Source organism: Streptococcus mitis (assembly GCF_047463435.1).
GTDB lineage: Bacteria > Bacillota > Bacilli > Lactobacillales > Streptococcaceae > Streptococcus > Streptococcus mitis_DS.
Genome location: NZ_JASHDW010000006.1, coordinates 36,325 through 57,934 on the forward strand (window position 1 = coordinate 36,325; position 21,610 = coordinate 57,934).

Genomic DNA, 21,610 nt, shown 5'->3' on the forward strand with positions numbered 1-21,610 from the left:
CTCCTATATTATTTTGCAAAAGGCATTCCAAGGCCTGTAAGCAATGCACGTGACTCTTCGTCAGTGTTAGCAGTTGTTACGATAACGATGTCAAGACCACGAGTTTTGTCAACGTCATCGAAGTTGATTTCTGGGAAAATCAATTGTTCTTTCACACCAAGTGTGTAGTTTCCGCGTCCATCAAATGATTTTGTTGGAACACCGTGGAAGTCACGTACACGTGGAAGTGAAACTGAAACCAATTTATCCAAGAATTCGTACATACGTTCACCACGAAGGGTAACTTTTGCACCGATCGCAACACCTTCACGAAGACGGAAGCCGGCGATTGATTTTTTAGCTTTAGTGATAAGTGGTTTTTGACCTGAGATAAGTGCCAATTCTTCAGCAGCTTTTTCAAGGCTTTTAGCGTTTGATACAGCTTCACCAACACCCATGTTCAAAACGATCTTATCTACTTTAGGCACAGCCATCACTGATGAGTAGTTGAATTGTTCTGTCAAAGCAGGAACTACTTCATTAAGATATTTTTCTTTTAAACGATTTGCCATTATACTTCTCCTTTCCTTCGTGATTAATCAAGCACTTCGCCTGATTTTTTGTTGTAGCGAACTTTTTTACCGTCTACAAATTTGTAACCAACACGACCAGCTACACCATTTTTGTCCAAAACTTGAACGTTTGATACGTGGATAGCTGCTTCTTTCTCGATGATACCACCTTGAGGAAGCTCGTTAGTTGGACGTTGGTGTTTCTTAACGATGTTAACACCTTCAACGATAACTTTGTTTACTTTTGGAAGGGCAGTAAGGACAACAGCTTCTGTTCCCTTATCTTTACCAGCGATTACGCGAACTTTGTCGCCTTTTTTTACAAACATTAGGTTTCTCCTTGATTTTTCTTACGCCCATAAGGGCACCCTGGAGGTAAATCCAGGGGACTAGTTTGTTTTTTAAAATTAAAGTACTTCTGGAGCAAGTGACACGATCTTCATGAAGCCACCTTCACGCAATTCACGTGCAACTGGGCCAAAGATACGTGTTCCGCGAGGAGTTTTGTCTTCACGGATGATAACTGCTGCGTTTTCGTCAAATTTGATGTATGAACCATCAGCACGACGAGCACCTGATTTAGTACGAACGATAACTGCTTTAACAACGTCACCTTTTTTAACCGCACCACCAGGAGTAGCTTGTTTTACAGATGCCACGATAACATCACCGATGTTTGCAAATTTACGTCCTGAACCACCAAGAACTTTGATAGTCAAGATTTCGCGAGCACCGCTGTTGTCTGCGACTTTCAAACGAGTTTCTGTTTGAATCATTTCAGTTTTCTCCTTTCAGGTTTGATTAGATGATGACCGCTTCTTCAACAACTTCTACAAGACGGAAACGTTTTGTAGCTGAAAGCGGACGAGTTTCCATGATACGTACGATATCGCCTTCTTTGGCAACATTGTTTTCATCATGAGCTTTGTATTTTTTAGAGTAGTTAATACGTTTACCATAGACTGGGTGGTTACGTTTTGTTTCAACTACAACTGTGATTGTCTTGTCCATTTTGTCAGATACAACACGTCCAACAAGAACTTTACGATTATTGCGTTCCATTGAAATTTCTCCTTCCCTAGTCTATTATTTCGCTTCAGATTGAACTGTTTTGATACGAGCGATTTGTTTTTTAACTTCTTTCAAGCGAGCTGTTTGTTCCAATTGACCAGTAGCAGCTTGGAAACGAAGTTCAAACAATTCTTTTTTCAATTCGTTTTCGCGCTTCGCGAGTTCTTCTTGAGAAAGACCACGAAGTTCTTTAACAAATTCTTTTACTTCATTAAGTTTCATGCCTTCTCCTTATTCTGCTTCACGTTTTACGAATTTACATTTAACTGGCAATTTGTGGCTAGCAAGACGAAGCGCTTCGCGAGCGATCTCTTCAGATACACCAGCGATTTCGAACATCACTTTACCACGTTTAACTGGTGCTACCCAACCTTCAGGTGCCCCTTTACCAGATCCCATACGCACACCGATAGCTTTAGCAGTGTATGATTTGTGTGGGAAGATTTTAATCCAAACTTTACCACCACGTTTCATGTAACGAGTCATGGCGATACGAGCAGCTTCGATTTGGCGGTTAGTGATCCAGTGGCTAGTTGTAGCTTGAAGACCGTATTCACCGAATGCTACTTCTTTTCCACCTTTTGCTTCACCGCGCATTTTTCCACGGAATTCACGACGGTGTTTAACACGTTTAGGTACTAACATTGGTTATTTACCTCCTTTAGTGTTTTTGCGAGCTGGAAGAACTTCACCACGGTAGATCCATACTTTAACACCAAGTTTACCGTATGTAGTATCTGCTTCTTCCCAAGCGTAATCGATATCTGCACGAAGTGTGTGAAGTGGAACAGTTCCTTCAGAGTATCCTTCAGCACGGGCAATATCTGCACCGTTCAAACGACCTGATACTTGAGTTTTAATTCCTTTAGCTCCAGCACGCATTGCACGTTGGATTGCTTGTTTCTGTGCACGACGGAAAGCAACACGTTGCTCCAATTGACGAGCAATACCTTCACCTACAAGGTGAGCATCCAAATCAGGTTGTTTGATTTCGATGATGTTGATGTGTACTTGTTTTCCTGTCAATTTGTTAAGTTTTGCACGGAGTCCATCAACGTTAGCACCACCTTTACCGATAACCATACCTGGTTTAGCAGTGTGAAGTGAAACGTTAACTTTGTTTACTGCGCGTTCGATTTCGATAGTTGAAACTGCTGCGTCAGCAAGTTCTTTTTGAACGAATTTACGGATTGCAAGATCTTCATGAAGGTAATCCGCGTATTCTTTTTCAGCATACCATTTGGCATCCCAATCACGGATGATGCCGACACGCATACCAATTGGATGTACTTTTTGACCCACGATTTTACCTCCTTATTTTTCTGCAACAGCTACAGTGATGTGAGCTGTACGTTTGTTGATTGGTGAAGCTGAACCTTTCGCACGTGGACGGAAACGTTTCATAGTTGGTCCTTCGTTTGCGAATGCTTCAGATACTACCAAGTTAGCTTTATCCAAACCAAAGTTGTTTTCAGCGTTAGCTACAGCTGAGTTCAAAACTTTCAAGATGATTTCAGCAGCTTTGTTTGGAGTGAATGTCAAGATTGCGATTGCATCGGCTACGCTTTTACCACGGATGTTATCAAGAACAAGACGTGATTTACGAGGTGAAACACGTACTGTACGAGCCATTGCTTTAGCTGAAGTAATTTCTGCCATTTATGTTCTCCTTATTTTCTACGTGTTTTCTTGTCGTCTGCAGCGTGACCTTTGTAAGTACGAGTTGGTGCAAATTCACCAAGTTTGTGACCTACCATGTCTTCTTGGATGTAAACAGGTACGTGTTTACGTCCGTCATAAACTGCAATAGTGTAACCAATGAAACTTGGGAAGATCGTTGAACGACGTGACCAAGTTTTAATAACTTTTTTCTTTTCGTCGTTAGCTTGAGCTTCAACTTTTTTCATCAAATGCTCATCGACGAAAGGTCCTTTTTTAAGACTGCGTCCCATTTTTATATTTTCTCCTTTAAATGTTGTACCACAGCGGCTTGCGCTCCTATGGAGCGCTACCGAGCTGGCGGATTTACTAGTTGCTTAAGCGACTAGTTTAATATTATTTCTCGTTGCGACGACGAACGATAAGTTTGTCAGATTTCGCTTTCTTGTTACGAGTTTTAAGACCAAGAGCAGGTTTGCCCCATGGAGTAGATGGTGCTTTACGACCAACTGGTGCTTTACCTTCACCACCACCGTGTGGGTGATCGTTAGGGTTCATTACAGAACCACGAACTGTTGGGCGGATACCTTTCCAACGGCTACGTCCTGCTTTACCAAGGTTTACAAGTCCGTGTTGTTCGTTTCCGACAACACCAACTGTAGCACGGCAAGTTCCAAGAATCATACGAACTTCACCTGATTGAAGACGAACAAGAACGTATTTACCTTCAGAACCCAATACTTGAGCAGATGCTCCAGCAGCACGTACCAATTCACCACCACGACCTGGTTTCAACTCGATGTTGTGGATCAAAGTACCAACTGGGATGTTAGCAAGTGGAAGAGCATTTCCGACTTTGATATCTGCTTCTGGACCTGAAACGATACGTTGACCTACTTCAAGACCTTTTGGAGCGATGATGTATGCTTTCACACCGTCAGTGTAGTGTACAAGAGCGATGTTTGCAGAACGGTTTGGATCGTACTCGATTGTTTTAACAACTGCTTCAACGTTGTCTTTGTTACGTTTGAAGTCAACCAAACGGTAGAAACGTTTGTGTCCACCACCTTGGTGACGAACAGTGATACGACCGTTGTTGTTACGACCAGCCTTGCTCTTCAAAGCAACAAGCAATGATTTTTCAGGAGTGCTTGTTGTGATTTCAGCGAAATCCAAAGAAGTCATATTACGGCGACCGTTTGTTGTTGGTTTATAAACACGAATTCCCACGATATTTCCTCCTTAGATTATTCAGCTTCAGCAGCAAACAACTCGATTGCTTTAGAATCAGCTGTAAGTGTGATGATAGCTTTTTTAGTTTTGTTAGTAAAACCAGTGTAACGTCCAACACGTTTAGCTTTTGGTTTTACGTTGATTGTGTTAACATTAGCAACTTTAACACCTTCGAAAGCAGCTTCAACAGCTTGCTTGATCAAAAGTTTGTGTGCACGAGTGTCAACTTCAAATACATATTTTCCTGCTTCAAGTTGAGCCATTGAGCTTTCAGTGATGACAGGTTTTTTGATAACATCATACAAATTCATTATGCAAGAACCTCCTCGATTTTAGAGATAGCTGCTTGAGTAACAAGAAGTTTGTCACTATTTGCGATGTCAAGAACACTTGCAGTTGTAGCAGTCGCAACTTTCACGTTTGGAAGGTTACGAGCTGAAAGAGCTGCGAATTCGTTTCCTTCTTCAAGAATAACAAGGACTTTAGAATCGATGCTCAAAGCTGCAAGAACTTTTGCAAATTCAGCAGTTTTTGGAGCTGTAAATTCAAGAGAATCAACGGCTACAAATTTATTTTCAGCAACTTTTTCTGAGTAAACAGATTTAAGCGCAAGGCGACGAACTTTTTGAGGAAGTTTGTACGCATAGCTACGTGGAGTTGGTCCGAAGACGATTCCACCACCACGCCATTGTGGAGAGCGGATAGAACCTTGACGAGCACGTCCAGTTCCTTTTTGACGCCATGGTTTGCGTCCGCCACCTGAAACAGCTGAGCGGTTTTTAACTGCGTGAGTTCCTTGACGAAGGCTAGCACGTTGGCTGATAATCACATCAAACACAACAGATTGGTTTGGTTCGATACCAAAGATTGCATCGTTAAGAACAACTTCGCCCGCTTGTTTACCAGTTTGGTCGAATAATGTTACATTTGCCATTTTGACTGTATTCCCCTTTCCTTATTATTTACCAGCTTTAACTGCTGACTTGATAGTGATAAGAGATTTCTTAGCACCTGGTACGTTACCTTTGATAAGGATAACGTTCTTTTCTGGAACAACTTGTACAACTTCAAGGTTTTGAATTGTTACGCGGTCGCCACCCATGCGTCCTGCAAGGTTTTTACCTTTGAATACGCGGTTAGGTGCAACAGGTCCCATAGAACCTGGACGACGGTGGTAACGAGAACCGTGAGCCATTGGTCCACGTGATTGTCCGTGGCGTTTGATAACACCTTGGAAACCTTTACCTTTAGAAGTACCAGTTACGTCAACAACGTCTCCAGCTGCGAATGTTTCAACTGTGATTTCAGCACCAACTTCCAAGCCTTCAACGTTTTTGAATTCACGAATGAAGCGCTTAGGAGCCGTGTTAGCTTTCGCTACATGTCCTTTAGCAGGTTTGTTGCTCAATACTTCGCGTTTGTCATCGAAACCAACTTGGATAGCGTTGTATCCGTCTGTTTCAACAGTTTTAACTTGAAGAACAACGTTTGGAGTTGCTTCAATAACTGTTACAGGGATCAATTCGCCAGCTTCAGTGAAGATTTGAGTCATTCCCACTTTTTTCCCTAAGATTCCTTTTGTCATGAGAAAATAGTTCCTTTTCTATATTTTTTATTCAAAAAGTTTTTAACGAGCGTTTTTTATGCTCAAGTCTAAGATACAAAGGGCGTCAAACTCAAAGTGAAAATAGGAAACTGACGCAGTGTCTAGCAGACACTAGGAAGTTTATCTTTTTCACACCGAGTTTAGCCCGTGTTCAATTAGATTGAAACACCAGCCTCTGCTCTTTTATATTTTAGATTAAAGTTTGATTTCTACGTTTACACCACTTGGAAGATCCAATTTCATCAAAGCATCAACTGTTTTTTGAGTTGGGTTAACGATATCGATCAAACGTTTGTGTGTACGCATTTCAAATTGTTCGCGAGAGTCTTTGTATTTGTGAGTCGCACGAATGATTGTGTAGAGGCTACGTTCAGTTGGAAGTGGGATTGGACCCGCAACTTGTGCACCTGTACGAGTAGCTGATTCTACGATTTTTGCAGCCGCTGTGTCAAGCGTACGGTGTTCGTAAGCTTTCAAACGGATACGGATTTTTTTGTTTGCCATCTTTTTCTCCTTTTCGTCTATTTAAGATAATAGGCTAGCTCCACAAGAAAACCGACACGACGTTGCGTGGCAATGCAACCGAGCGTGTCGCAACCTCTTGCATCAAAGCTAAGGCTGTAATTTACAGCACCATAATAGAATAACACAAAGCCCCTGCGATTGCAAGGGATTTGTTGCTGTTTTTTTAAATTTTTAACATGAAAATGTTTTCTTTTTTGATAGGTCATTTATTTAAATATTCTATGGAAGAAAGTTACTCTCTCTTCACCTGTTCATAGCTTTCTTTTCCGTCATTAAGCTTGTCCCAAATGACTACTTGCCCACTTTGGAGCGATTTTTGCACATCGATGATTCGTTGATTGGAAGAACCTCGAAACTGAAGCATGAGATTTCTTTTAGTTCGATCGTATCTTCCATCAACAAGAATATTAATCAGTGACAAGAGTTCCATTTTATCTGGAGTTTCCAACATCATTTCTTCCCAAGTGTAGCCGGTCCAAGACCAGATGTCTTTGTCTGGCAATTCCTTCCGAATCCGCTTAACGAGTGGTAAGAGAATACCCGTATTGAGAAAGGGCTCCCCTCCCAGCAAGGTCAAGCCTTGAACATAGGGCTGGGCAAGGTCTGCCATGATTTGTTCTTCTAATTCTGCTGTATAGGGAATGCCAGCATTGAAGGACCAGGTAGCTACATTATAACACCCCTCGCAGTGAAACATGCAGCCTGATACATAGAGAGAGTTCCGCACACCTTCTCCATCCACAAAGTTAAAGGCCTTATAGTCAATGATACGGCCTTGACTTAGCTCCTCACTTTTCCATTCTTGTGGTTTTGGATTATTCATTCGCTACCTCTATCCAATAACGTTCGACTCCATTACGAACATCCTCAATGAGACCTCCATTTGCTAGTATGACTGCTCTGCTAGCAGGATTATTCACGCTACAGGTCACCAGAGTTTTCTTGATGTTCTTCTCCTTAGCAATTTGCAAGCCCTGACAGAGAGTTTCTTTAGCATAACCCTTGCCTCTTTCTGATGGACGAATGGAGTAGCCAATGTGACCAGCATAACTCAGTAAACCCTCATTCAGTCTCAATCGCAGATTCAAAAATCCTAGAGCACGACCTACATCATCAAATGATACAAATTGAATAGAAGGAACACGATTTTCAGGCAAGTTTATTCCCATCTCTTTTTGCATATTTGTTTCCAACCACTCTTCATACACAAAGTTCTCTGTATCCCAAAATCCTCCGTCATGGGCTGATTGGCTCTTTTCAAACTCTGCCATCATCTCTAAAACTGTTTCTTTATCTGCTAATCTTGGTCTGCGTAGTTCCATCCTTACCTCCCACTAAGAGAAAAGCGAGAGTTGACTCTCACTTTTATTTTTTCTTGTTCTTGTTTAAAAATTGTTCTCTGAGGTTGAGCAAACGTTCTTTCTTACCAGCTCCACCTTTAGAGTGTTTCTCGTGATAACGGGTCACTTGTGCGCGCCCCTTATCGTCTAATTGATATTTTCCCATCTCATTTCTTTCTAATTGGTTACTTGATGACCAGCTATTTTAATCGTTGAGCCATTCATGTGTTTGACACGCGCTGCGATTTCCTTGTGACGTCCATTGACCATAGGTCTCGCTTGAGGATTGCCTAAATAGCCACAAGTCCGTTTAACAACGTCTACTGTTTTAGGGTCGCTATTGCCACAGTTAGGACAAGCAAAGCCCCTCTCAGTTGGTTCAAAATCCCCTTCAAAATCACACTTGTAGCAACGGTCAATTGGTGTATTGGTCCCTAGATAGCCGACACGGTCATAGGCATAGTCCCAGACAGCTTCCAAGGCCTTTGGATTTTGCTGGAGAACTGGATACTCACAATAATGGATGAAACCACCCGACGCACCTGCTTCTGGATAGATTTTTTCAAAATCCAGTTTTTCAAACGGTGTTGGATTTTTACGAACATCGTAGTGGAAAGAGTTGGTGTAGTATTCCTTGTCTGTAATATCAGGAATAGAACCAAACTTCTCTGTATCTAGTCGACAGAAACGGTCTGTCAAACTTTCAGATGGTGTTGAGTAGATAGAGAAATGATAGCCATATTGGTCAGACCACTCTTCTACACGGCGTTTCATATCACGAATGATGTCCAGAGTGAATTCCTTGGCTTCTGTATTGTGTTCCCAGCTATTTCCAAAGAAGACAGTAGCCACTTCGTACAAACCGATGTAACCCAGCGAAACAGTTGCCCGACGATTCTTAAAGAGCTGGTCAACACTTTCTTCTTTACCTAGACGATGGCCAAAAGCACCGTACTGATAAAGGATAGGAGCATTCGCTGGCGTCGCTTCTTTAGTGCGTTCGACACGGTAAACCAGAGCATCTTCTGCGATATTCATACGCTCGTTGAAGATTTCCCAGAACTTATTCATGTCGCCCTCAGACTCAAGAGCAATACGAGGCAGGTTAACTGTCACAACACCCAGATTCATACGGCCTGAATTGACTTCTACACCATTTTCATCCTTCCACCCTTGAAGAAACGAACGGCAGCCCATAGGAACCTTGAAAGAACCTGTCAAGTCAACAATCTTATCGTAAGACAAGACGTCTGGGTACATCCGCTTGGTTGCACACTCGAGGGCTAACTGCTTGATGTCATAGTTTGGAGTTCCTTCCTCTAAGTTAAGGCCTCTTTTAAGCGTGAAAATAAGTTTAGGAAAGATAGCCGTACGATGTTCTGAACCGAGGCCCTTAATGCGAATGTTTAAGATAGCTTTTTGAATTTCACGCTCAAAACGATTGGTTCCTAGACCAAAACCTAGCGAAGTGAAAGGTGTTTGTCCATTTGAAGTGAAGAGAGTATTAATTTCATACTCGAGAGATTGCATGGCATCATAGATATCTTTTTGGGTTTTCTTCCAAGCGTAATCTTCCCGTTTGTCAGGTAAGACCCATTCTTCCGCATCCTTGAGGTGTTTTTGGTAATTCTTCTCTGCATAAGGCGCCAAAACTTCATCGATACGGTCAGCTGAACAGCCACCGTACTGGCTAGAAGCAACGTTGGCGATAATTTGAGAAATCTGAGCTGTCGCAGTCTGGATAGACTTGGGACTTTCTACCTCTGCATTTCCAATCTTAAAACCATTCTCCAACATACCTTTAAAATCAATCAAACAGCAGTTAGTCATAGGTGTATAAGGACTGTAGTCCAAATCGTGATAGTGGATATCCCCTTTTTGGTGGGCATTGGCTACGTGCTTAGGCAGCATTTGCAGTCCGATTGATTTCCCAACAATACCTGCTGTCAAATCACGCTGAGTGTTAAAGACATCACTGTCTTTATTAGCATTTTCATTGACAACTGCCTGGTCTTTATTGAGAAGTTTATGGATGCTAAAGTTGATATCTGTCGCTTTCGAGCGCTCAAAATCCCTCTGTGTCCGATAAGTGATATACTCCTCAGCCAGCGCATATTCTTTGGCTTCAAGAAGTTCATGTTCTACGATATTTTGAATTTCGTAAATCTTAACCCCCTGTGGAAAGCGACTATGAATTTCTGTGACAATTCGCTCAGTCAGAGCATTTAGGCGTTTTTCAACCAAGGGTGTCACATCCATAACCTTGTCAGCCGCCTTGTGGAGAGCCTTATCAATCTTGTCCACATCAAATACAACACGTCTCCCATCTCGTTTTTCAACGAAGAGGGTTGGTAAGGTTGTAATTTTTTCTTCTAGTGCAATCATATGCATGCTCTTTTCTAAAATGTGATATCTAAAAAGTATTATATCACTAAAAAAATAAAAATCAATATCTTGTGTTAAAAATCCTAAAATTTTTAAAAATACACAAGATATTGATTTAGCTATTTGATTTTATAGACTTTAAACTCTGAGTAATCAGTCTTTACTTGTTGGTAATTTTCTTTTAAGAGTGTCTCCGCCTCAGACCAGAGAGCCACCTTGTCGTTTACCACAATCACCTTAGGTTGGTTTTCTTTCAAGTCATTGATTAAACTAGTTTTATTCTCTTCTGTACCCGTGTAAAGAATAGGTGATGGGAACATGGATCCAGCCAAACGCTGACTTTCTTTATACATCTGAACATGTGAATCCCAAATATAAATTTGGTCTCCCTCACTCGTCTCTTGTTTGACTCTGTCTACTACTTGATGTTGTTCTCTATAAGAAGCTGGATGCAAGACAAAACGAGCCACAAAAGGAATTGCAATCAGATAAACCACCACTAGGATCGGTAGGTAGAGATTTCCCTTCATGAATTTTTTCCATAGAGTAGGAACTTCCTCTCTTCTCCGACGACGAGCTCCCCTAGCTGAATGTTTCCCACGAATACTGGTCATCAAAAGAAGGAGTAAAGATGGAATGATTAGAATCAAACGCGAACCGTGAAGAGGTTCTTGAGAAAAAAGTAACAAGGCTAATACAAATAAGAAAGCAAAACTAGCTGGTACTGAAATAACATATAATCTTGATGCCTTTGATTGGAACAAACCTAGAAAAACAAGGAAGAGAGCTCCTAAACCAAAGGTCAACAAACCATAGAATACAACATTATCCATTAGTTGAGGATTGGTGAAGACCTGAAGGGAATCAATTGGATATAAAAGACTTCCTAGAGCTTCTCCAAAACCACCTGAAGCAAGAACATAGTATCCTACTGGGTAAAAGATGAGAGAAAAGCCAAGTGCTGCTGCAAAAAACTGATAAACTCCATGAGCAAAGCGCCCATGTCCAACATTAAAGACAAATAAACCAATTATTACTACTGCAATAAAAAGAAGACTTATAAGAGGCTCTATGAAAAATGATAGGGCCAAGAAAATCCCCAGACGTAGAAATCCCTTGTCATGATTAGGATTTGATAGATAAGCTGCTATGAATGAAAATCCTGCAAACAAGAATGGTAGAGCTAAGATAGTAGCATAGCCTCCTCCAAAACCAAGACCGGATACCAAAATATAAAATATGGTTAGGAGTTGTTTGGCTTGCTCCCTTTGTCCCGTCAGATAGTCGGTTGAAGAAAAGAGGAAATAACCTCCTCCTAAGAGGGCTAGCCATTCTACCAAGGCAAAAAGGATACCTCCTTGGGTGATGTAAAGTAGTAAATAATAAAGTAGACCTTGACTAGCATAATAGCTACTGTAGAGCTGTCCTCCCTGATGTAAAGCCCACCCAATATACAAATCCTGCGCCTGAGAAGGACTTACCATATCTAAAAGTAAAGGTATCACCACAGAAAAAACCGTTGCAATCGTACTTCCAATGATGAGTCTGAAAAACGGGAAAGCTACCTGTTCTTCTTTTTCTACATGAGATCCAAGGTTCCTATCCAATCTATTTTCAATTTCATTACTCTGTATCGTTTCGGATACTTCTTCGATTCTGCCATATACAGCCATGTCGTTTCTCCTATTCAATTTATCTGTCTTAGTATATCAAAAAGACCTAGAATTGTCAGCTTGCGATGGCTGTTTGAGTGATTTTTTGCATAGTTTCACAAAGGTTTCAATTTCCCGAAATCGATGTAAATTCGTCTGTTTAAATGTTATGATATAATCCAATTCTTTCTGAGTCAGCATCGTTCCTCCTATATCTTCTTATTCGTAAAAAGCAAGAAAAAGAGGACTCAGTCATTTCCTAAGTCCTAGATTTCTTATAAGATAGGGGCGAATAACTGGGCAATTTCCTTAATCAATTTTTGATACCAGCTATTTTTTATCGTATGAGGGAAAATTTCTTGCGATACTGAAAAAATCTCCTGAAAATCTTTTTGAATCTCTGTGATTGATGCCGTTTTATATAGCAAAACTGCATCTTCATAGTGATGAAGCAAACTTCTATAATCTAAATTAATTGTTCCAACTGCAGCAAAGTCCTTATCCACTAGGATTTGTTTACTGTGGATAAAGCCTGGACTATACTCAAAAATCCTTACTCCTGCTGACAACAAATCCGGATAGGCCCCTCTTGTTATGAGCTGGATTAATTTTTTATCCGGAATGAAAGGAGTCACGATGCGGACATCAACACCTCTCATGGCTGCATTTTTAATACTCTCAGTTAAATCATAGTCAATAATCAAATAGGGGGTTGTGATATAGACTGAATCAGTAGCCTGATTAATCAAACTTTGATAAACTTTTTTCCCTACCTGAGTACGGAAGATGGGCTTGGGTCCACTACCGTAAGGAATGCAGAGCCCTTGGCCAGAACAAGGCTGATTTTCCAAGTGATACTGGTCAAAATCACTGATTTCCCCACGATTGATGTACCAAGTCATCAAAAAGAGACGGGTTAGAGCCTTGACACCAGGGCCATCTATGCGAATCCCACTATCCTTCCAATAGCCAAAGCGTTCTACATGGTTGATATACTCATCGGCTAAGTTAATGCCTCCTGTATAAGCTACCTGACCATCTATAACAAGGATTTTACGATGGTCTCGATTATTATAAGCTACCGTCAAACGAGGAATCACCTTGTTAAACTTATGAGCTTCAATTCCTCGACTACGAAGCTGAACAGTATAGTCTCCAGGTAAAGTCGCCATACAACCGATATCATCATAGAGCATCTTGACCTCTACACCCTGAGCTGCCTTTTGCTCTAGTATATCTAGTATGCTATTCCACATCAGACCTTCTTCGACAATATAGTACTCTAGAAAGATAAATTTCTCAGCTTTCTTGAGGTCTTCCAACATATGTTGCCACATGCTTTCACCCGAAGAAAAGAATTGTGAATCTGTTCGATCATAGACATCGGCATTGCTATCCATACTTAGCAAAGATTTGATAACTCCGTAAGCCGCCTTATCATCTTCCTTCAATTTCTGGCGGAGAGCTTTACTGTTATCCTCCCGAAAATGCATGGAGCCAAGTTTGTCCAACTGCTTGATTTCTTTTTTGGACAATCGCCTTTCACCAAACATCAGATAGAGCAGGGGGCCAATAACAGGAACAAAGGTCACCACTAACCACATTACCTTGCTTTCAGGCGCCATGGAACGATTGACAATCGCTACGATAGTCGCCATACTCATAAAGATTAAGAGAATACCCCATCGAATAGGAGCCATCCGCCCTAAATAAAGAAAGAGACCAAAAACAAGACACAGTTCAAGCAACATAATCGAAAGACTAAAGCCATACTTGGACATCAATAATTGAAATTTTCTATATTTCATACATCCCCTCCTTGATATTTTGATACTCAATGAAAAGCAAAGAGCAAACTAGGAAGCTAGCCGCAGGTTGCTCAAAACACTGTTTTGAGGTTGCAGATGGAAGCTGACGTGGTTTGAAGAGATTTTCGAAGAGTATGAATGCTAAAAACAGGTAATTGATACTAGTATAACTCAGGTATTCGGTAGAAGGCAAGTATTTATAATCATTTTTCTGAGTAAAAGCAAAAGAGACTGACAAAACCAGTCTCCTTCCAGTCTATTTTGATAAAACAATGCGATCAGACGCTTCTCTATCCCTATCGTCAATAATCATCTGATTGCCATTAATTGCATAAATCTTGGCATCATCCCCAATAATCATGCGTTGATTAGCGGCATCGAAGCTAACCTGCTTGATTTCTTGATCTCCGTCAGTTTCTACCTGTGTCCATGTACCAGTTGTTCCAGTTACCACTAAAGTGATACGGTCTCCTTCGTCCTGACCAGTATAAGTTCCATCAATATTGGTTGGTTGAGCCTCAGGCGTATTTTGTGAAGAACTTGTCGCTGCCTGGTTTGAATTTTCTGCCGAAGATGAAGCAGCAGGTTGTGATTGCTGAGTTTGTTGTGTTTGCGATTGAGCTACTGGTTGTTGAACTTGTTGAGCTCTTTGTGAACAAGCTACTAAGAGACTAAGACTTGCTAGAGAAGCAAGAGAAAGTGTGAATCTTTTTAATTTCATGATGAATTTCCTTTCTGCTACCAATTTACAGAAGTTTTTCCTTCTAACTAGTAGTTTTCCTAGTATAACAAGTTCAAAAAAGGAGGTCAATTTATCTGCTCATGGGCCAGCAAGTAGGCCCGTACTTCTGAGATAAAATAGAGAGACCCTGTAATGAATAACAAGTCTTGAGTGTCTGCTCTTGCTTCAAAATTGCTAATAAATTCTCGGTAAGAAGGAATTATATCGTAACCTGTTACATCTGTGTCATCCAAAGAACCTTGATAGTCAAAGCCGGTCACCTTGACTTCCACCTGAGGCAAATTCTCAATCAGATAACCTAACATCCCTTGATAATCCTTACGTTTCAAGGCTCCAAAGAGGATTTGAGGTCGATAGCCTTCCTGCTCTTTTTCTCTGACAAACTCCACCAGGCGAGTCAAGGCAGGGAGGTTATGAGCACCATCCAAGTAAATCTGAGGACGAATACGCTCCAAACGCCCAGCCCAATGGGTCTTCTCCAAAGCCTGTCTTACAACCTGCTCATCAACAACTTCCTTTCCTTCCCTCATAAAAAGAAGAAACGTTTGTAGCGCCAAGGCCGCATTTTCCTGCTGATAAGCTCCTTCTAATCCTATTTTCAACTGCGAAAAAGTTCCCAAAGAACTTGAAAAATCACCATTCAGCATTGAAAAATCATGACCTGCCTGATAAAGGTCAACAGCTAAAGATTCGGCTTTTTTCTGACAAACAAGCCTAGCTTCTGAAGGCAACTTAGCAATCACTGCCTTTTTACCAGCCTTAAAAATACCAGCTTTCTGCTCTACAATTGCTGCTATACTGTCACCCAGAGTCTCCTGATGGTCAAGTCCGATGGAGGTGATGACAGCAATCTCTCCAATTACCACATTGGTTGTGTCAAGTAAGCCACCAATTCCCACTTCTAATAAAACCAAATCCACCTCTTGCTCTCTAAAATAAAGAAAAGCAATCAAGGTCAGCAATTCAAAAAAGGACAACTGGTCATGAGTTTGCAGAAGTGTTTTTTCCATCTCCTTGACCTGCTCAGCTAAACGGATAAAGTCTGAGTCTGCTATAGGTTGTCCATTAATGCAGATTCGGTCATTGATGGAGACGATATGAGGGGAGGTAAAGGTCGCAACTTTTTTGCCATGCCCCATAAATAACTCCCTCATAAAAGCAATGGTAGAACCTTTCCCATTAGTCCCAGTGACGTGGATAATAGGGTAAGACATCTCGGGATTTCCTAACAAATCCACCGCTTGCTGCATTCGGCTCAAACCTGATCGAAAATTCAAACCAATCCGACTATGGAGCCATTCTTCTACTTCAAACATATACATCTCCTTGACAAAAGTCTAATCAATTATCTAGCAAAATTCCGTAGATAACAAAAATGAGGTCAGGATTTTCGTCCCGACCTCTTACCTGGTTAGCTAATCACTAGCAACTATGGATATTAACGTGGGGTAAAATTCTCCCCAAATATTTCAACTCTTCTAATTTCTAGGAGTTGGGCTGATACAGTCTCCCAGACTTACTTACGGTCTTTATTTTTAGCGTCAGGGTAAAAATGTTCACTGAACATTCCAACTCTTCTAATTTTCAGGAGTTGGGGTAAAAACGTCCCCCGGACGTTTTTACTCCTCCATAAAACTGTTGAAGACTTCTTCAATCATGTTCCATTCGTCTTCTGAGTCTTCAGGAATTGGTTGCAATTCGCCTTCTGTTCCATCTTCGTTTTCGATGAATGAGTAAGCTTGGATTTCAACTTGTCCGTCTTCGTCTTCTTCTGCGTTAACTGGAACTAGGAGAACATAGTTTTTACCAAATTCTTCTTTCCCGTCAATGGTCAAAAGGATTTCAAACAAGGTTTCATTTCCTTGCTCATCTACTAGTGTAATTAATTCACGTTCTTCGTGGTCGTGGTTATGATCGTGTGACATAGCCTCTCCTTTGTATTAAAATTTTCTATCTAAATAATTTTGTAAAATCAGCTGAGCTGCTAACTTATCAATAACTTTCTTGCGCTTATTGCGACTAATATCTGCTTGTTCAATCAACATGCGCTCTGCGGCAACTGTTGTCAAGCGTTCATCTTGATAGTCTACTGGTAAACCAAAAAGCTCTTCTAGCTTTGCTCCGTAGGCTTGACTAGCTTCCACGCGCGGTCCGCTTGTATTGTTCATGTTTTTAGGCAAGCCCACTACAAATCGTTCCACCTTGTAAGTATCAACCAACTCCTTAACGCGGTCAAAACCAAATTGGCCTTGCTCCTCATTGATTTGGATGATTTCAAGTCCTTGAGCTGTAAAACCAAGCGGATCGCTAATGGCCACCCCTACCGTTTTTGAACCGACGTCCAATCCCATAATTCTCATAGGTTATAGATCGACTCCTTGTCCTTTGAGGTAGTAGCGGACCAATTCTTCAACGATTTCATCACGCTCATACTTACGGATTTGATTTCGTGCATTATTATAACGAGGAACGTAGGCAGGGTCTCCACTCAATACGTAACCTACGATTTGGTTAATTGGGTTGTAGCCCTTATCGTTCAAAGAAGCATAGACATCAGTCAAAGTTTCGCTAATTTCTTTTTTATTGGAATCGTCCAATTTAAAACGTACTGTTTCTTCAGTAAATCCCATTCTAACACCCTCTTTCCTTAGAATAGTACCATTATAGCATAATTCCTTACGTTCTACAATTCAGGCAGTCTATTTATTTGGATTTTCTATTGTTCTGTCGCACCATTTGCCAATCTGTCTGAAATATATTTGCTTGGTTCATTTTTCAAAAGATTTTCTAAACCAATGTTCTTCAAATATTCTAACTGAGAAGCCTTCTTGACATCCAGAACTTGAAAATCAAAACTAGTCGTTGTTTGAAGTTCCGTTGCGCTCAATAGTTTGGTTTCAAGCTTAAAGCCTGCCAATTTACGAGCTTCTATGATGGACTCATCCTTCTCCTCAGCCTCAAGGAGAGCTTTTTGAGTTTCTTCCACACCATGTTGGTCAATATAGGTCTTCAACTCATCTGAGACTGGACGCTTTTGTTGAATGGTTAGGTTCAAAAAAGTCTTGTCTTTATAAGTAATGGTTTGGGTTTGTTGGCTGCCATCATCTGACTTGGGCAAGACCAAAGTCTTGGTTACAACTGTATTCTTCTCAGCATTTTCAATAACTGGCAATGCCGACTGAAGCGTATCCTTTTCTGTTTTTGTAGCTGGTCCAGCCTCTTTTTTCTGTCCACAACCAACCAGGACAAAAAGGAAAGCTAGACTAACAAGAACTATTTTTTTCATTTCTTTCTTCTTTCTTTTTGAGATTAATACTCAATGAAAATCAAAGAGCAAACTAGGAAACTAGCCGCAGGCTGTACTTGAGTACGGCAAGGCGATGTTGACGCGGTTTGAATTTGATTTTTGAAGAGTATAAAATAGAATAAGACTGGGAGTTGCCCCCAGCCTTGATGTTTATAGAGCTGCACGCAAACGTGCTTCTGCATTTTCTACATTACGGACAGAGCGTGGTAGGAAGGCACGAATATCGTCTTCCTTATAGCCAACTTGCAGGCGTTTTTCATCTACAAGGATTGGGCTCTTTAAAATTCTCGGTGTTTCCATAATCAGATTGAGGACTTCATTGACACTCAAATCTTCAATATCCACTCCGAGGGCTTTGGCATAGCGATTTTTAGATGAAACAATGCTGGCTATTCCATTATCTGTTTTGGTTAGAATATCCAGTAATTCTTCTCTCGTAATTCCTTCTTTACCAAGGTTTTGTTCTTTATAACTTAACTGGTGGGCATTGAGCCAGGTTTTTGCTTTTTTACAGCTAGTACAACTTGAGACTGTATAAATTTTGATCATGTACCTACCCCTTTCGCTACATGTTACTATCAGTTTAGTCTATTATACCATAAAAAACATCCGACTTGCGACCTATTTTTAAATTTTTTGACTTTTTTCGTCATTTTCGTACTTTTTTCTTGACAAAATGAAATTTACAGCCATTCTTGATATTTTTTGATATAGATTTTTTTCACAATTGTCACGCTAATCATATACAAAATAATGATGAAAAGCAAAAAGATGAAATAAATCGGTTTTAAAGGAGTTAGATGAAGAAGGCTAGCTAGTGGACTGTAGGGAAGGAAGGTCACAAAGGCTGCAGCCAATAAGGTTGTCGCAAGAACGAGCCAAGCTGGACGACTTTGTAAAAAGGGAATTTTGGCTGAACGCAGCATATGGATAACCATAGTTTGTGACCACATAGACTCGATAAACCAACCTGTCTGGAACAAGACAATAAAGCCTACGGCAGACTCCGCTCCATGAACATAGGCATGACCTGTCGTCATGGGGACAATGATAAAATAGAGCAAAATAAAGGTCAAAATATCAAAGGCAGAAGAGATCGGACCCATCCAGACCATAAAACGCGTGATGGACTTGGCTTCCCATGTATGCGGATTTCTCAAAAAATCTTTGTCCACCTTGTCAAAAGGCAAGGCAATGCAAGACAAATCATAAACTAGATTTAGGATAATCAAATGGACTGGTGCCATTGGTAAAAATGGTAAAAAGATTCCAGAGACCAATAGGGATAAGATATTCCCAAAATTAGAACTCACTGTCATTTTGATATATTTGGTCATATTGGCATAGACCTTACGCCCTTCAACAAGTCCTTTTTCAAGCACCATGAGATCCTTGTCAAGTAGGATAACATCAGCTGTTTCTTTGGCAATATCTACTGCTGTATCAACAGAAATCCCCACATCTGCTACTTTCATAGAAGGGGCATCATTGATTCCATCTCCCATATAGCCGACAGCATGACCATTAGCCTTGAATTGCAAAATAATCCTTGCTTTTTGGTCAGGAGAAAGTTTAGCAAAGACGGTTACCTCCTCCACGGCTTGAGCCAATTCTTGATTACTCATCTGATCAATTTCAGATCCTAACAGCATCTGATTGATATCCAAACCAACCTTTTCACAGACTGATTGGGTAACTTTCTCGTTGTCTCCCGTCAAAATCTTTGTTTGAACCCCATGTTCTAACAGAGCCTTAATTGCTGGTGCTGCAGATGGTTTAGGAGGATCTAGGAAGGCTAAATAACCAGTTAGAATCATATCCCCTTCATCATCAACTGTATAGGCATGTCCTTCCCTCAAACCTGACTTATAGGCTACTCCCAAGACACGCAAACCTTGTTGATTTAGTTGTCTGACTTCTGCTAAAATTTCTTCTCTAATAGCATCTGTCAAGGGAGTAATCACTCCTTGGTATTCCGCATGACTGGAAATCGTCAACATTTCCTCTAGGGCACCCTTGGTTACCAAACTAACAACTTCGTGTTCATCCTTAACGATAACACTCATCCGTCTACGTTCAAAATCAAAGGGAAGCTCATCTATTTTTTGAAAAGTTTGAGCCAGATTTTGCAAGAGGGTGTGTTCTTTTGCTTCCTTTTCAGTCCGTTTGATGATGGCTCTGTCCATCAAATTTTTCAAGCCCGTTTGAAAATAAGAATTGAGATAAGCTCGTCTCAAGACGGTCAAATCCAAATCTCCATGTATATCCAAAGGATATTCAAGAACAATTTCGTCTTGAGTGAGGGTTCCGGTTTTATCCGTACACAAGATATCAATCGCCCCTAAATCCTGTATGGCATTGAGTTTCTTGATAACCACTTTTTCCTTGGCCATGATAATGGAGCCTTTTGCTAGACTGGCCGTGATAATCATAGGAAGCATCTCAGGTGTCAATCCAACACCAACACTCAAAGCAAATACGCCAGCTTCTAACCAATCTCCATCTGTTAAACCATTGGACAAGAAAACGATGGGCACCATGACCAGCATCAAACGAATCAAGAGCCACGAAATACTATTCATCTCCCGCTCAAACGAAGTAGGCTCGTCATAGGTGTTCAAAGTCTGCTCAATGGCCCCCATCATGGTATCATCACCAACTGCTAAAACCACAGCCTTGGCACTACCAGATAAGACATTGGTTCCCATAAAGGCGAGCGCTTCTGCTTCTAGCAGACTATCAGATTGTTGAACTGTTGCCTTGGTCAAGGCCAATTTTTCAACCGATTCACTTTCACCTGTCAAGCCCGACTGTTGTACAAAGAAATCACGCGACTCAAATAAAAGAAGATCTGCTGGAATCATGTCTCCAGCGCTTAATTTAACCACGTCACCCACTACCAAATCATCGATAGGTACTTCTTGGATTTCTCCTTGACGAATGACAGTCGCTGTGTTGACAATCATTTTTGATAGATTGGTCGCAGCCTTATCACTACGGAGTTCTTGGACAAAGCGTATGCCACCAGAAATGAGGACTAGGACAACGATGATAATGGAAGTTGTCGGATCTTCTTGACCTGGTTTTGCCAACCAGACATTGGTCACCAAGGAAATCACGGCGATGACCAGCAAGATGATTGTAAAAGGATTGATAATGGATTCGTAAATCTTTTTGAGGATACTGTCTTCTTGACCCTTTGTGATGGTATTTTCGCCATATAGGTCACGATTTTTCTCCACCTGCTCCCCAGTCAAGCCTGTTAGACTTGTCTTATAAAAAGATAGAGTTTCGTTTAAAGATGTATGAATAGCTGTTGCTAATCTTTCTTTTGTAGTTTTCATTGGTTTCTCCTATCTGTATGAATGATGTGTTTCATACACAGAGACCAATCACTTTATAAGGGCAGAACGACACAAATCAGCGATTGGCTGTGTATGTGCGGTTCCGGATGATCGTCAATTTGCATCGTCTATTTCCTTTCTTTGTTTTTAAACAGTAGAAAATCCTACCATCAAAAAATGGCAGGATTAAAAAACTAATTATCTGTTTTTTCGTTCAAGCTTTAACTCCATAGGGCAATGTAATGAGCTTAGTCTTGGCCTTCGCGACCAGGACTGTTGACCAACGAGTAGTGTCTCCACTGCTTTGCGGTAGTCATCCGTATCCCTATGGTAGCCTCACCTACCGTTTTCGTTTTTCAGTATAAACCTTTAAAATTTAAAAGTCAA

General features: G+C 40.8%; 29 protein-coding genes and 1 riboswitch. All 29 genes read right to left on the minus strand.

Annotated features, from left to right (window positions below):
- Positions 1-8: 8 nt before the first annotated feature.
- The gene (rplE, locus tag QM843_RS04870) at positions 9-551 is read right to left on the minus strand and encodes a 50S ribosomal protein L5 (protein ID WP_000013542.1); all 543 of its coding nucleotides are present in this window, start codon (positions 549-551) and stop codon (positions 9-11) included.
- 23 nt (positions 552-574) lie between these two features.
- Positions 575-880 carry a 50S ribosomal protein L24 gene (rplX, locus tag QM843_RS04875; protein ID WP_000497691.1) on the minus strand — a complete coding sequence of 102 codons (306 nt, stop codon included), beginning with the start codon at positions 878-880 and terminating at the stop codon, positions 575-577.
- A 78-nt stretch (positions 881-958) separates the two neighbouring features.
- Positions 959-1,327 (minus strand): 50S ribosomal protein L14, encoded by a 369-nt coding sequence (gene rplN, locus QM843_RS04880; protein ID WP_000616545.1) that lies wholly within the window; start codon positions 1,325-1,327, stop codon positions 959-961.
- A gap of 25 nt (positions 1,328-1,352) precedes the next feature.
- Positions 1,353-1,613 carry a 30S ribosomal protein S17 gene (gene rpsQ / locus QM843_RS04885; RefSeq protein WP_000440801.1) on the minus strand — a complete coding sequence of 87 codons (261 nt, stop codon included), beginning with the start codon at positions 1,611-1,613 and terminating at the stop codon, positions 1,353-1,355.
- 24 nt (positions 1,614-1,637) lie between these two features.
- The gene (gene rpmC / locus QM843_RS04890) at positions 1,638-1,844 is read right to left on the minus strand and encodes a 50S ribosomal protein L29 (protein WP_000772918.1); all 207 of its coding nucleotides are present in this window, start codon (positions 1,842-1,844) and stop codon (positions 1,638-1,640) included.
- Between the two features lie 9 nt (positions 1,845-1,853).
- Complete coding sequence (rplP, locus tag QM843_RS04895) at positions 1,854-2,267, minus strand: 50S ribosomal protein L16 (protein WP_000960946.1); 414 nt, start codon at positions 2,265-2,267, stop codon at positions 1,854-1,856.
- A 3-nt stretch (positions 2,268-2,270) separates the two neighbouring features.
- Complete coding sequence (rpsC, locus tag QM843_RS04900; protein ID WP_265485299.1) at positions 2,271-2,924, minus strand: 30S ribosomal protein S3; 654 nt, start codon at positions 2,922-2,924, stop codon at positions 2,271-2,273.
- Positions 2,925-2,936: 12 nt separating this feature from the next.
- Entirely contained in the window at positions 2,937-3,281 is a 345-nt protein-coding gene (rplV, locus tag QM843_RS04905; RefSeq protein ID WP_000818137.1) for a 50S ribosomal protein L22, read from the minus strand.
- An 11-nt stretch (positions 3,282-3,292) separates the two neighbouring features.
- The gene (rpsS, locus tag QM843_RS04910; protein WP_000533766.1) at positions 3,293-3,574 is read right to left on the minus strand and encodes a 30S ribosomal protein S19; all 282 of its coding nucleotides are present in this window, start codon (positions 3,572-3,574) and stop codon (positions 3,293-3,295) included.
- 103 nt (positions 3,575-3,677) lie between these two features.
- Entirely contained in the window at positions 3,678-4,511 is an 834-nt protein-coding gene (rplB, locus tag QM843_RS04915; RefSeq protein WP_000512911.1) for a 50S ribosomal protein L2, read from the minus strand.
- Positions 4,512-4,528: 17 nt separating this feature from the next.
- Complete coding sequence (locus QM843_RS04920) at positions 4,529-4,825, minus strand: 50S ribosomal protein L23 (protein WP_001055347.1); 297 nt, start codon at positions 4,823-4,825, stop codon at positions 4,529-4,531.
- A complete protein-coding gene (gene rplD / locus QM843_RS04925) occupies positions 4,825-5,448 on the minus strand; it encodes a 50S ribosomal protein L4 (protein ID WP_000024549.1) in 624 nt (207 codons plus the stop codon). Before rplD ends, QM843_RS04920 begins: the two co-directional genes overlap by 1 nt.
- Positions 5,449-5,472: 24 nt before the next feature.
- Positions 5,473-6,099 carry a 50S ribosomal protein L3 gene (gene rplC, locus QM843_RS04930; RefSeq protein WP_000160197.1) on the minus strand — a complete coding sequence of 209 codons (627 nt, stop codon included), beginning with the start codon at positions 6,097-6,099 and terminating at the stop codon, positions 5,473-5,475.
- Between the two features lie 216 nt (positions 6,100-6,315).
- On the minus strand, positions 6,316-6,624 hold the full coding sequence (rpsJ, locus tag QM843_RS04935) for a 30S ribosomal protein S10 (RefSeq protein WP_001284513.1): 309 nt from the start codon (positions 6,622-6,624) through the stop codon (positions 6,316-6,318).
- A gap of 17 nt (positions 6,625-6,641) precedes the next feature.
- Positions 6,642-6,851 carry a hypothetical protein gene (locus QM843_RS04940; RefSeq protein ID WP_414304382.1) on the minus strand — a complete coding sequence of 70 codons (210 nt, stop codon included), beginning with the start codon at positions 6,849-6,851 and terminating at the stop codon, positions 6,642-6,644.
- Positions 6,852-6,877: 26 nt separating this feature from the next.
- Positions 6,878-7,468 (minus strand): anaerobic ribonucleoside-triphosphate reductase activating protein, encoded by a 591-nt coding sequence (gene nrdG / locus QM843_RS04945; protein ID WP_414304381.1) that lies wholly within the window; start codon positions 7,466-7,468, stop codon positions 6,878-6,880.
- Positions 7,461-7,967 (minus strand): GNAT family N-acetyltransferase, encoded by a 507-nt coding sequence (locus QM843_RS04950; RefSeq protein ID WP_414304380.1) that lies wholly within the window; start codon positions 7,965-7,967, stop codon positions 7,461-7,463. The genes nrdG and QM843_RS04950 overlap by 8 nt, the downstream gene beginning before the upstream one ends.
- Positions 7,968-8,010: 43 nt before the next feature.
- Positions 8,011-8,151 (minus strand): hypothetical protein, encoded by a 141-nt coding sequence (locus QM843_RS04955; RefSeq protein WP_000521618.1) that lies wholly within the window; start codon positions 8,149-8,151, stop codon positions 8,011-8,013.
- An 11-nt stretch (positions 8,152-8,162) separates the two neighbouring features.
- The gene (nrdD, locus tag QM843_RS04960) at positions 8,163-10,370 is read right to left on the minus strand and encodes an anaerobic ribonucleoside-triphosphate reductase (protein WP_414304379.1); all 2,208 of its coding nucleotides are present in this window, start codon (positions 10,368-10,370) and stop codon (positions 8,163-8,165) included.
- A 119-nt stretch (positions 10,371-10,489) separates the two neighbouring features.
- Complete coding sequence (locus tag QM843_RS04965; protein ID WP_261043239.1) at positions 10,490-12,043, minus strand: damage-inducible protein CinA; 1,554 nt, start codon at positions 12,041-12,043, stop codon at positions 10,490-10,492.
- A gap of 254 nt (positions 12,044-12,297) precedes the next feature.
- Positions 12,298-13,830 (minus strand): cardiolipin synthase, encoded by a 1,533-nt coding sequence (gene cls, locus QM843_RS04970; RefSeq protein WP_414304378.1) that lies wholly within the window; start codon positions 13,828-13,830, stop codon positions 12,298-12,300.
- A 256-nt stretch (positions 13,831-14,086) separates the two neighbouring features.
- Positions 14,087-14,551: an SP_0198 family lipoprotein gene (locus tag QM843_RS04975; RefSeq protein ID WP_023946810.1), complete on the minus strand. Its 465-nt coding sequence runs from the start codon at positions 14,549-14,551 to the stop codon at positions 14,087-14,089.
- Between the two features lie 86 nt (positions 14,552-14,637).
- The gene (locus QM843_RS04980; protein WP_414304377.1) at positions 14,638-15,888 is read right to left on the minus strand and encodes a folylpolyglutamate synthase/dihydrofolate synthase family protein; all 1,251 of its coding nucleotides are present in this window, start codon (positions 15,886-15,888) and stop codon (positions 14,638-14,640) included.
- Between the two features lie 303 nt (positions 15,889-16,191).
- Complete coding sequence (locus QM843_RS04985; protein WP_000017620.1) at positions 16,192-16,497, minus strand: DUF1292 domain-containing protein; 306 nt, start codon at positions 16,495-16,497, stop codon at positions 16,192-16,194.
- A gap of 15 nt (positions 16,498-16,512) precedes the next feature.
- Positions 16,513-16,932 carry a Holliday junction resolvase RuvX gene (ruvX, locus tag QM843_RS04990; RefSeq protein ID WP_004239076.1) on the minus strand — a complete coding sequence of 140 codons (420 nt, stop codon included), beginning with the start codon at positions 16,930-16,932 and terminating at the stop codon, positions 16,513-16,515.
- A 3-nt stretch (positions 16,933-16,935) separates the two neighbouring features.
- A complete protein-coding gene (locus QM843_RS04995) occupies positions 16,936-17,202 on the minus strand; it encodes an IreB family regulatory phosphoprotein (RefSeq protein ID WP_000507059.1) in 267 nt (88 codons plus the stop codon).
- Positions 17,203-17,288: 86 nt separating this feature from the next.
- Entirely contained in the window at positions 17,289-17,858 is a 570-nt protein-coding gene (locus QM843_RS05000; protein WP_247942331.1) for an SP0191 family lipoprotein, read from the minus strand.
- 171 nt (positions 17,859-18,029) lie between these two features.
- The gene (gene spx / locus QM843_RS05005; protein WP_000591165.1) at positions 18,030-18,428 is read right to left on the minus strand and encodes a transcriptional regulator Spx; all 399 of its coding nucleotides are present in this window, start codon (positions 18,426-18,428) and stop codon (positions 18,030-18,032) included.
- Between the two features lie 134 nt (positions 18,429-18,562).
- Positions 18,563-21,223 (minus strand): magnesium-translocating P-type ATPase, encoded by a 2,661-nt coding sequence (mgtA, locus tag QM843_RS05010; protein ID WP_414304376.1) that lies wholly within the window; start codon positions 21,221-21,223, stop codon positions 18,563-18,565.
- Positions 21,224-21,421: 198 nt separating this feature from the next.
- Positions 21,422-21,573, minus strand: a riboswitch (M-box (ykoK) riboswitch).
- Positions 21,574-21,610: the final 37 nt, after the last annotated feature.

What these genes read in the sequence shown, in the direction of transcription:
- rplE (WP_000013542.1), bottom strand. Translation starts at nt 551, where the DNA reads ATGGCAAATCGTTTAAAAGAAAAATATCTTAATGAAGTAGTTCCTGCT.
- rplX (WP_000497691.1), bottom strand. Translation starts at nt 880, where the DNA reads ATGTTTGTAAAAAAAGGCGACAAAGTTCGCGTAATCGCTGGTAAAGAT.
- rplN (WP_000616545.1), bottom strand. Translation starts at nt 1,327, where the DNA reads ATGATTCAAACAGAAACTCGTTTGAAAGTCGCAGACAACAGCGGTGCT.
- rpsQ (WP_000440801.1), bottom strand. Translation starts at nt 1,613, where the DNA reads ATGGAACGCAATAATCGTAAAGTTCTTGTTGGACGTGTTGTATCTGAC.
- rpmC (WP_000772918.1), bottom strand. Translation starts at nt 1,844, where the DNA reads ATGAAACTTAATGAAGTAAAAGAATTTGTTAAAGAACTTCGTGGTCTT.
- rplP (WP_000960946.1), bottom strand. Translation starts at nt 2,267, where the DNA reads ATGTTAGTACCTAAACGTGTTAAACACCGTCGTGAATTCCGTGGAAAA.
- rplV (WP_000818137.1), bottom strand. Translation starts at nt 3,281, where the DNA reads ATGGCAGAAATTACTTCAGCTAAAGCAATGGCTCGTACAGTACGTGTT.
- rpsS (WP_000533766.1), bottom strand. Translation starts at nt 3,574, where the DNA reads ATGGGACGCAGTCTTAAAAAAGGACCTTTCGTCGATGAGCATTTGATG.
- QM843_RS04920 (WP_001055347.1), bottom strand. Translation starts at nt 4,825, where the DNA reads ATGAATTTGTATGATGTTATCAAAAAACCTGTCATCACTGAAAGCTCA.
- rplD (WP_000024549.1), bottom strand. Translation starts at nt 5,448, where the DNA reads ATGGCAAATGTAACATTATTCGACCAAACTGGTAAACAAGCGGGCGAA.
- rplC (WP_000160197.1), bottom strand. Translation starts at nt 6,099, where the DNA reads ATGACAAAAGGAATCTTAGGGAAAAAAGTGGGAATGACTCAAATCTTC.
- rpsJ (WP_001284513.1), bottom strand. Translation starts at nt 6,624, where the DNA reads ATGGCAAACAAAAAAATCCGTATCCGTTTGAAAGCTTACGAACACCGT.
- QM843_RS04940 (WP_414304382.1), bottom strand. Translation starts at nt 6,851, where the DNA reads ATGACCTATCAAAAAAGAAAACATTTTCATGTTAAAAATTTAAAAAAA.
- nrdG (WP_414304381.1), bottom strand. Translation starts at nt 7,468, where the DNA reads ATGAATAATCCAAAACCACAAGAATGGAAAAGTGAGGAGCTAAGTCAA.
- QM843_RS04950 (WP_414304380.1), bottom strand. Translation starts at nt 7,967, where the DNA reads ATGGAACTACGCAGACCAAGATTAGCAGATAAAGAAACAGTTTTAGAG.
- QM843_RS04955 (WP_000521618.1), bottom strand. Translation starts at nt 8,151, where the DNA reads ATGGGAAAATATCAATTAGACGATAAGGGGCGCGCACAAGTGACCCGT.
- nrdD (WP_414304379.1), bottom strand. Translation starts at nt 10,370, where the DNA reads ATGATTGCACTAGAAGAAAAAATTACAACCTTACCAACCCTCTTCGTT.
- QM843_RS04965 (WP_261043239.1), bottom strand. Translation starts at nt 12,043, where the DNA reads ATGGCTGTATATGGCAGAATCGAAGAAGTATCCGAAACGATACAGAGT.
- cls (WP_414304378.1), bottom strand. Translation starts at nt 13,830, where the DNA reads ATGAAATATAGAAAATTTCAATTATTGATGTCCAAGTATGGCTTTAGT.
- QM843_RS04975 (WP_023946810.1), bottom strand. Translation starts at nt 14,551, where the DNA reads ATGAAATTAAAAAGATTCACACTTTCTCTTGCTTCTCTAGCAAGTCTT.
- QM843_RS04980 (WP_414304377.1), bottom strand. Translation starts at nt 15,888, where the DNA reads ATGTTTGAAGTAGAAGAATGGCTCCATAGTCGGATTGGTTTGAATTTT.
- QM843_RS04985 (WP_000017620.1), bottom strand. Translation starts at nt 16,497, where the DNA reads ATGTCACACGATCATAACCACGACCACGAAGAACGTGAATTAATTACA.
- ruvX (WP_004239076.1), bottom strand. Translation starts at nt 16,932, where the DNA reads ATGAGAATTATGGGATTGGACGTCGGTTCAAAAACGGTAGGGGTGGCC.
- QM843_RS04995 (WP_000507059.1), bottom strand. Translation starts at nt 17,202, where the DNA reads ATGGGATTTACTGAAGAAACAGTACGTTTTAAATTGGACGATTCCAAT.
- QM843_RS05000 (WP_247942331.1), bottom strand. Translation starts at nt 17,858, where the DNA reads ATGAAAAAAATAGTTCTTGTTAGTCTAGCTTTCCTTTTTGTCCTGGTT.
- spx (WP_000591165.1), bottom strand. Translation starts at nt 18,428, where the DNA reads ATGATCAAAATTTATACAGTCTCAAGTTGTACTAGCTGTAAAAAAGCA.
- mgtA (WP_414304376.1), bottom strand. Translation starts at nt 21,223, where the DNA reads ATGAAAACTACAAAAGAAAGATTAGCAACAGCTATTCATACATCTTTA.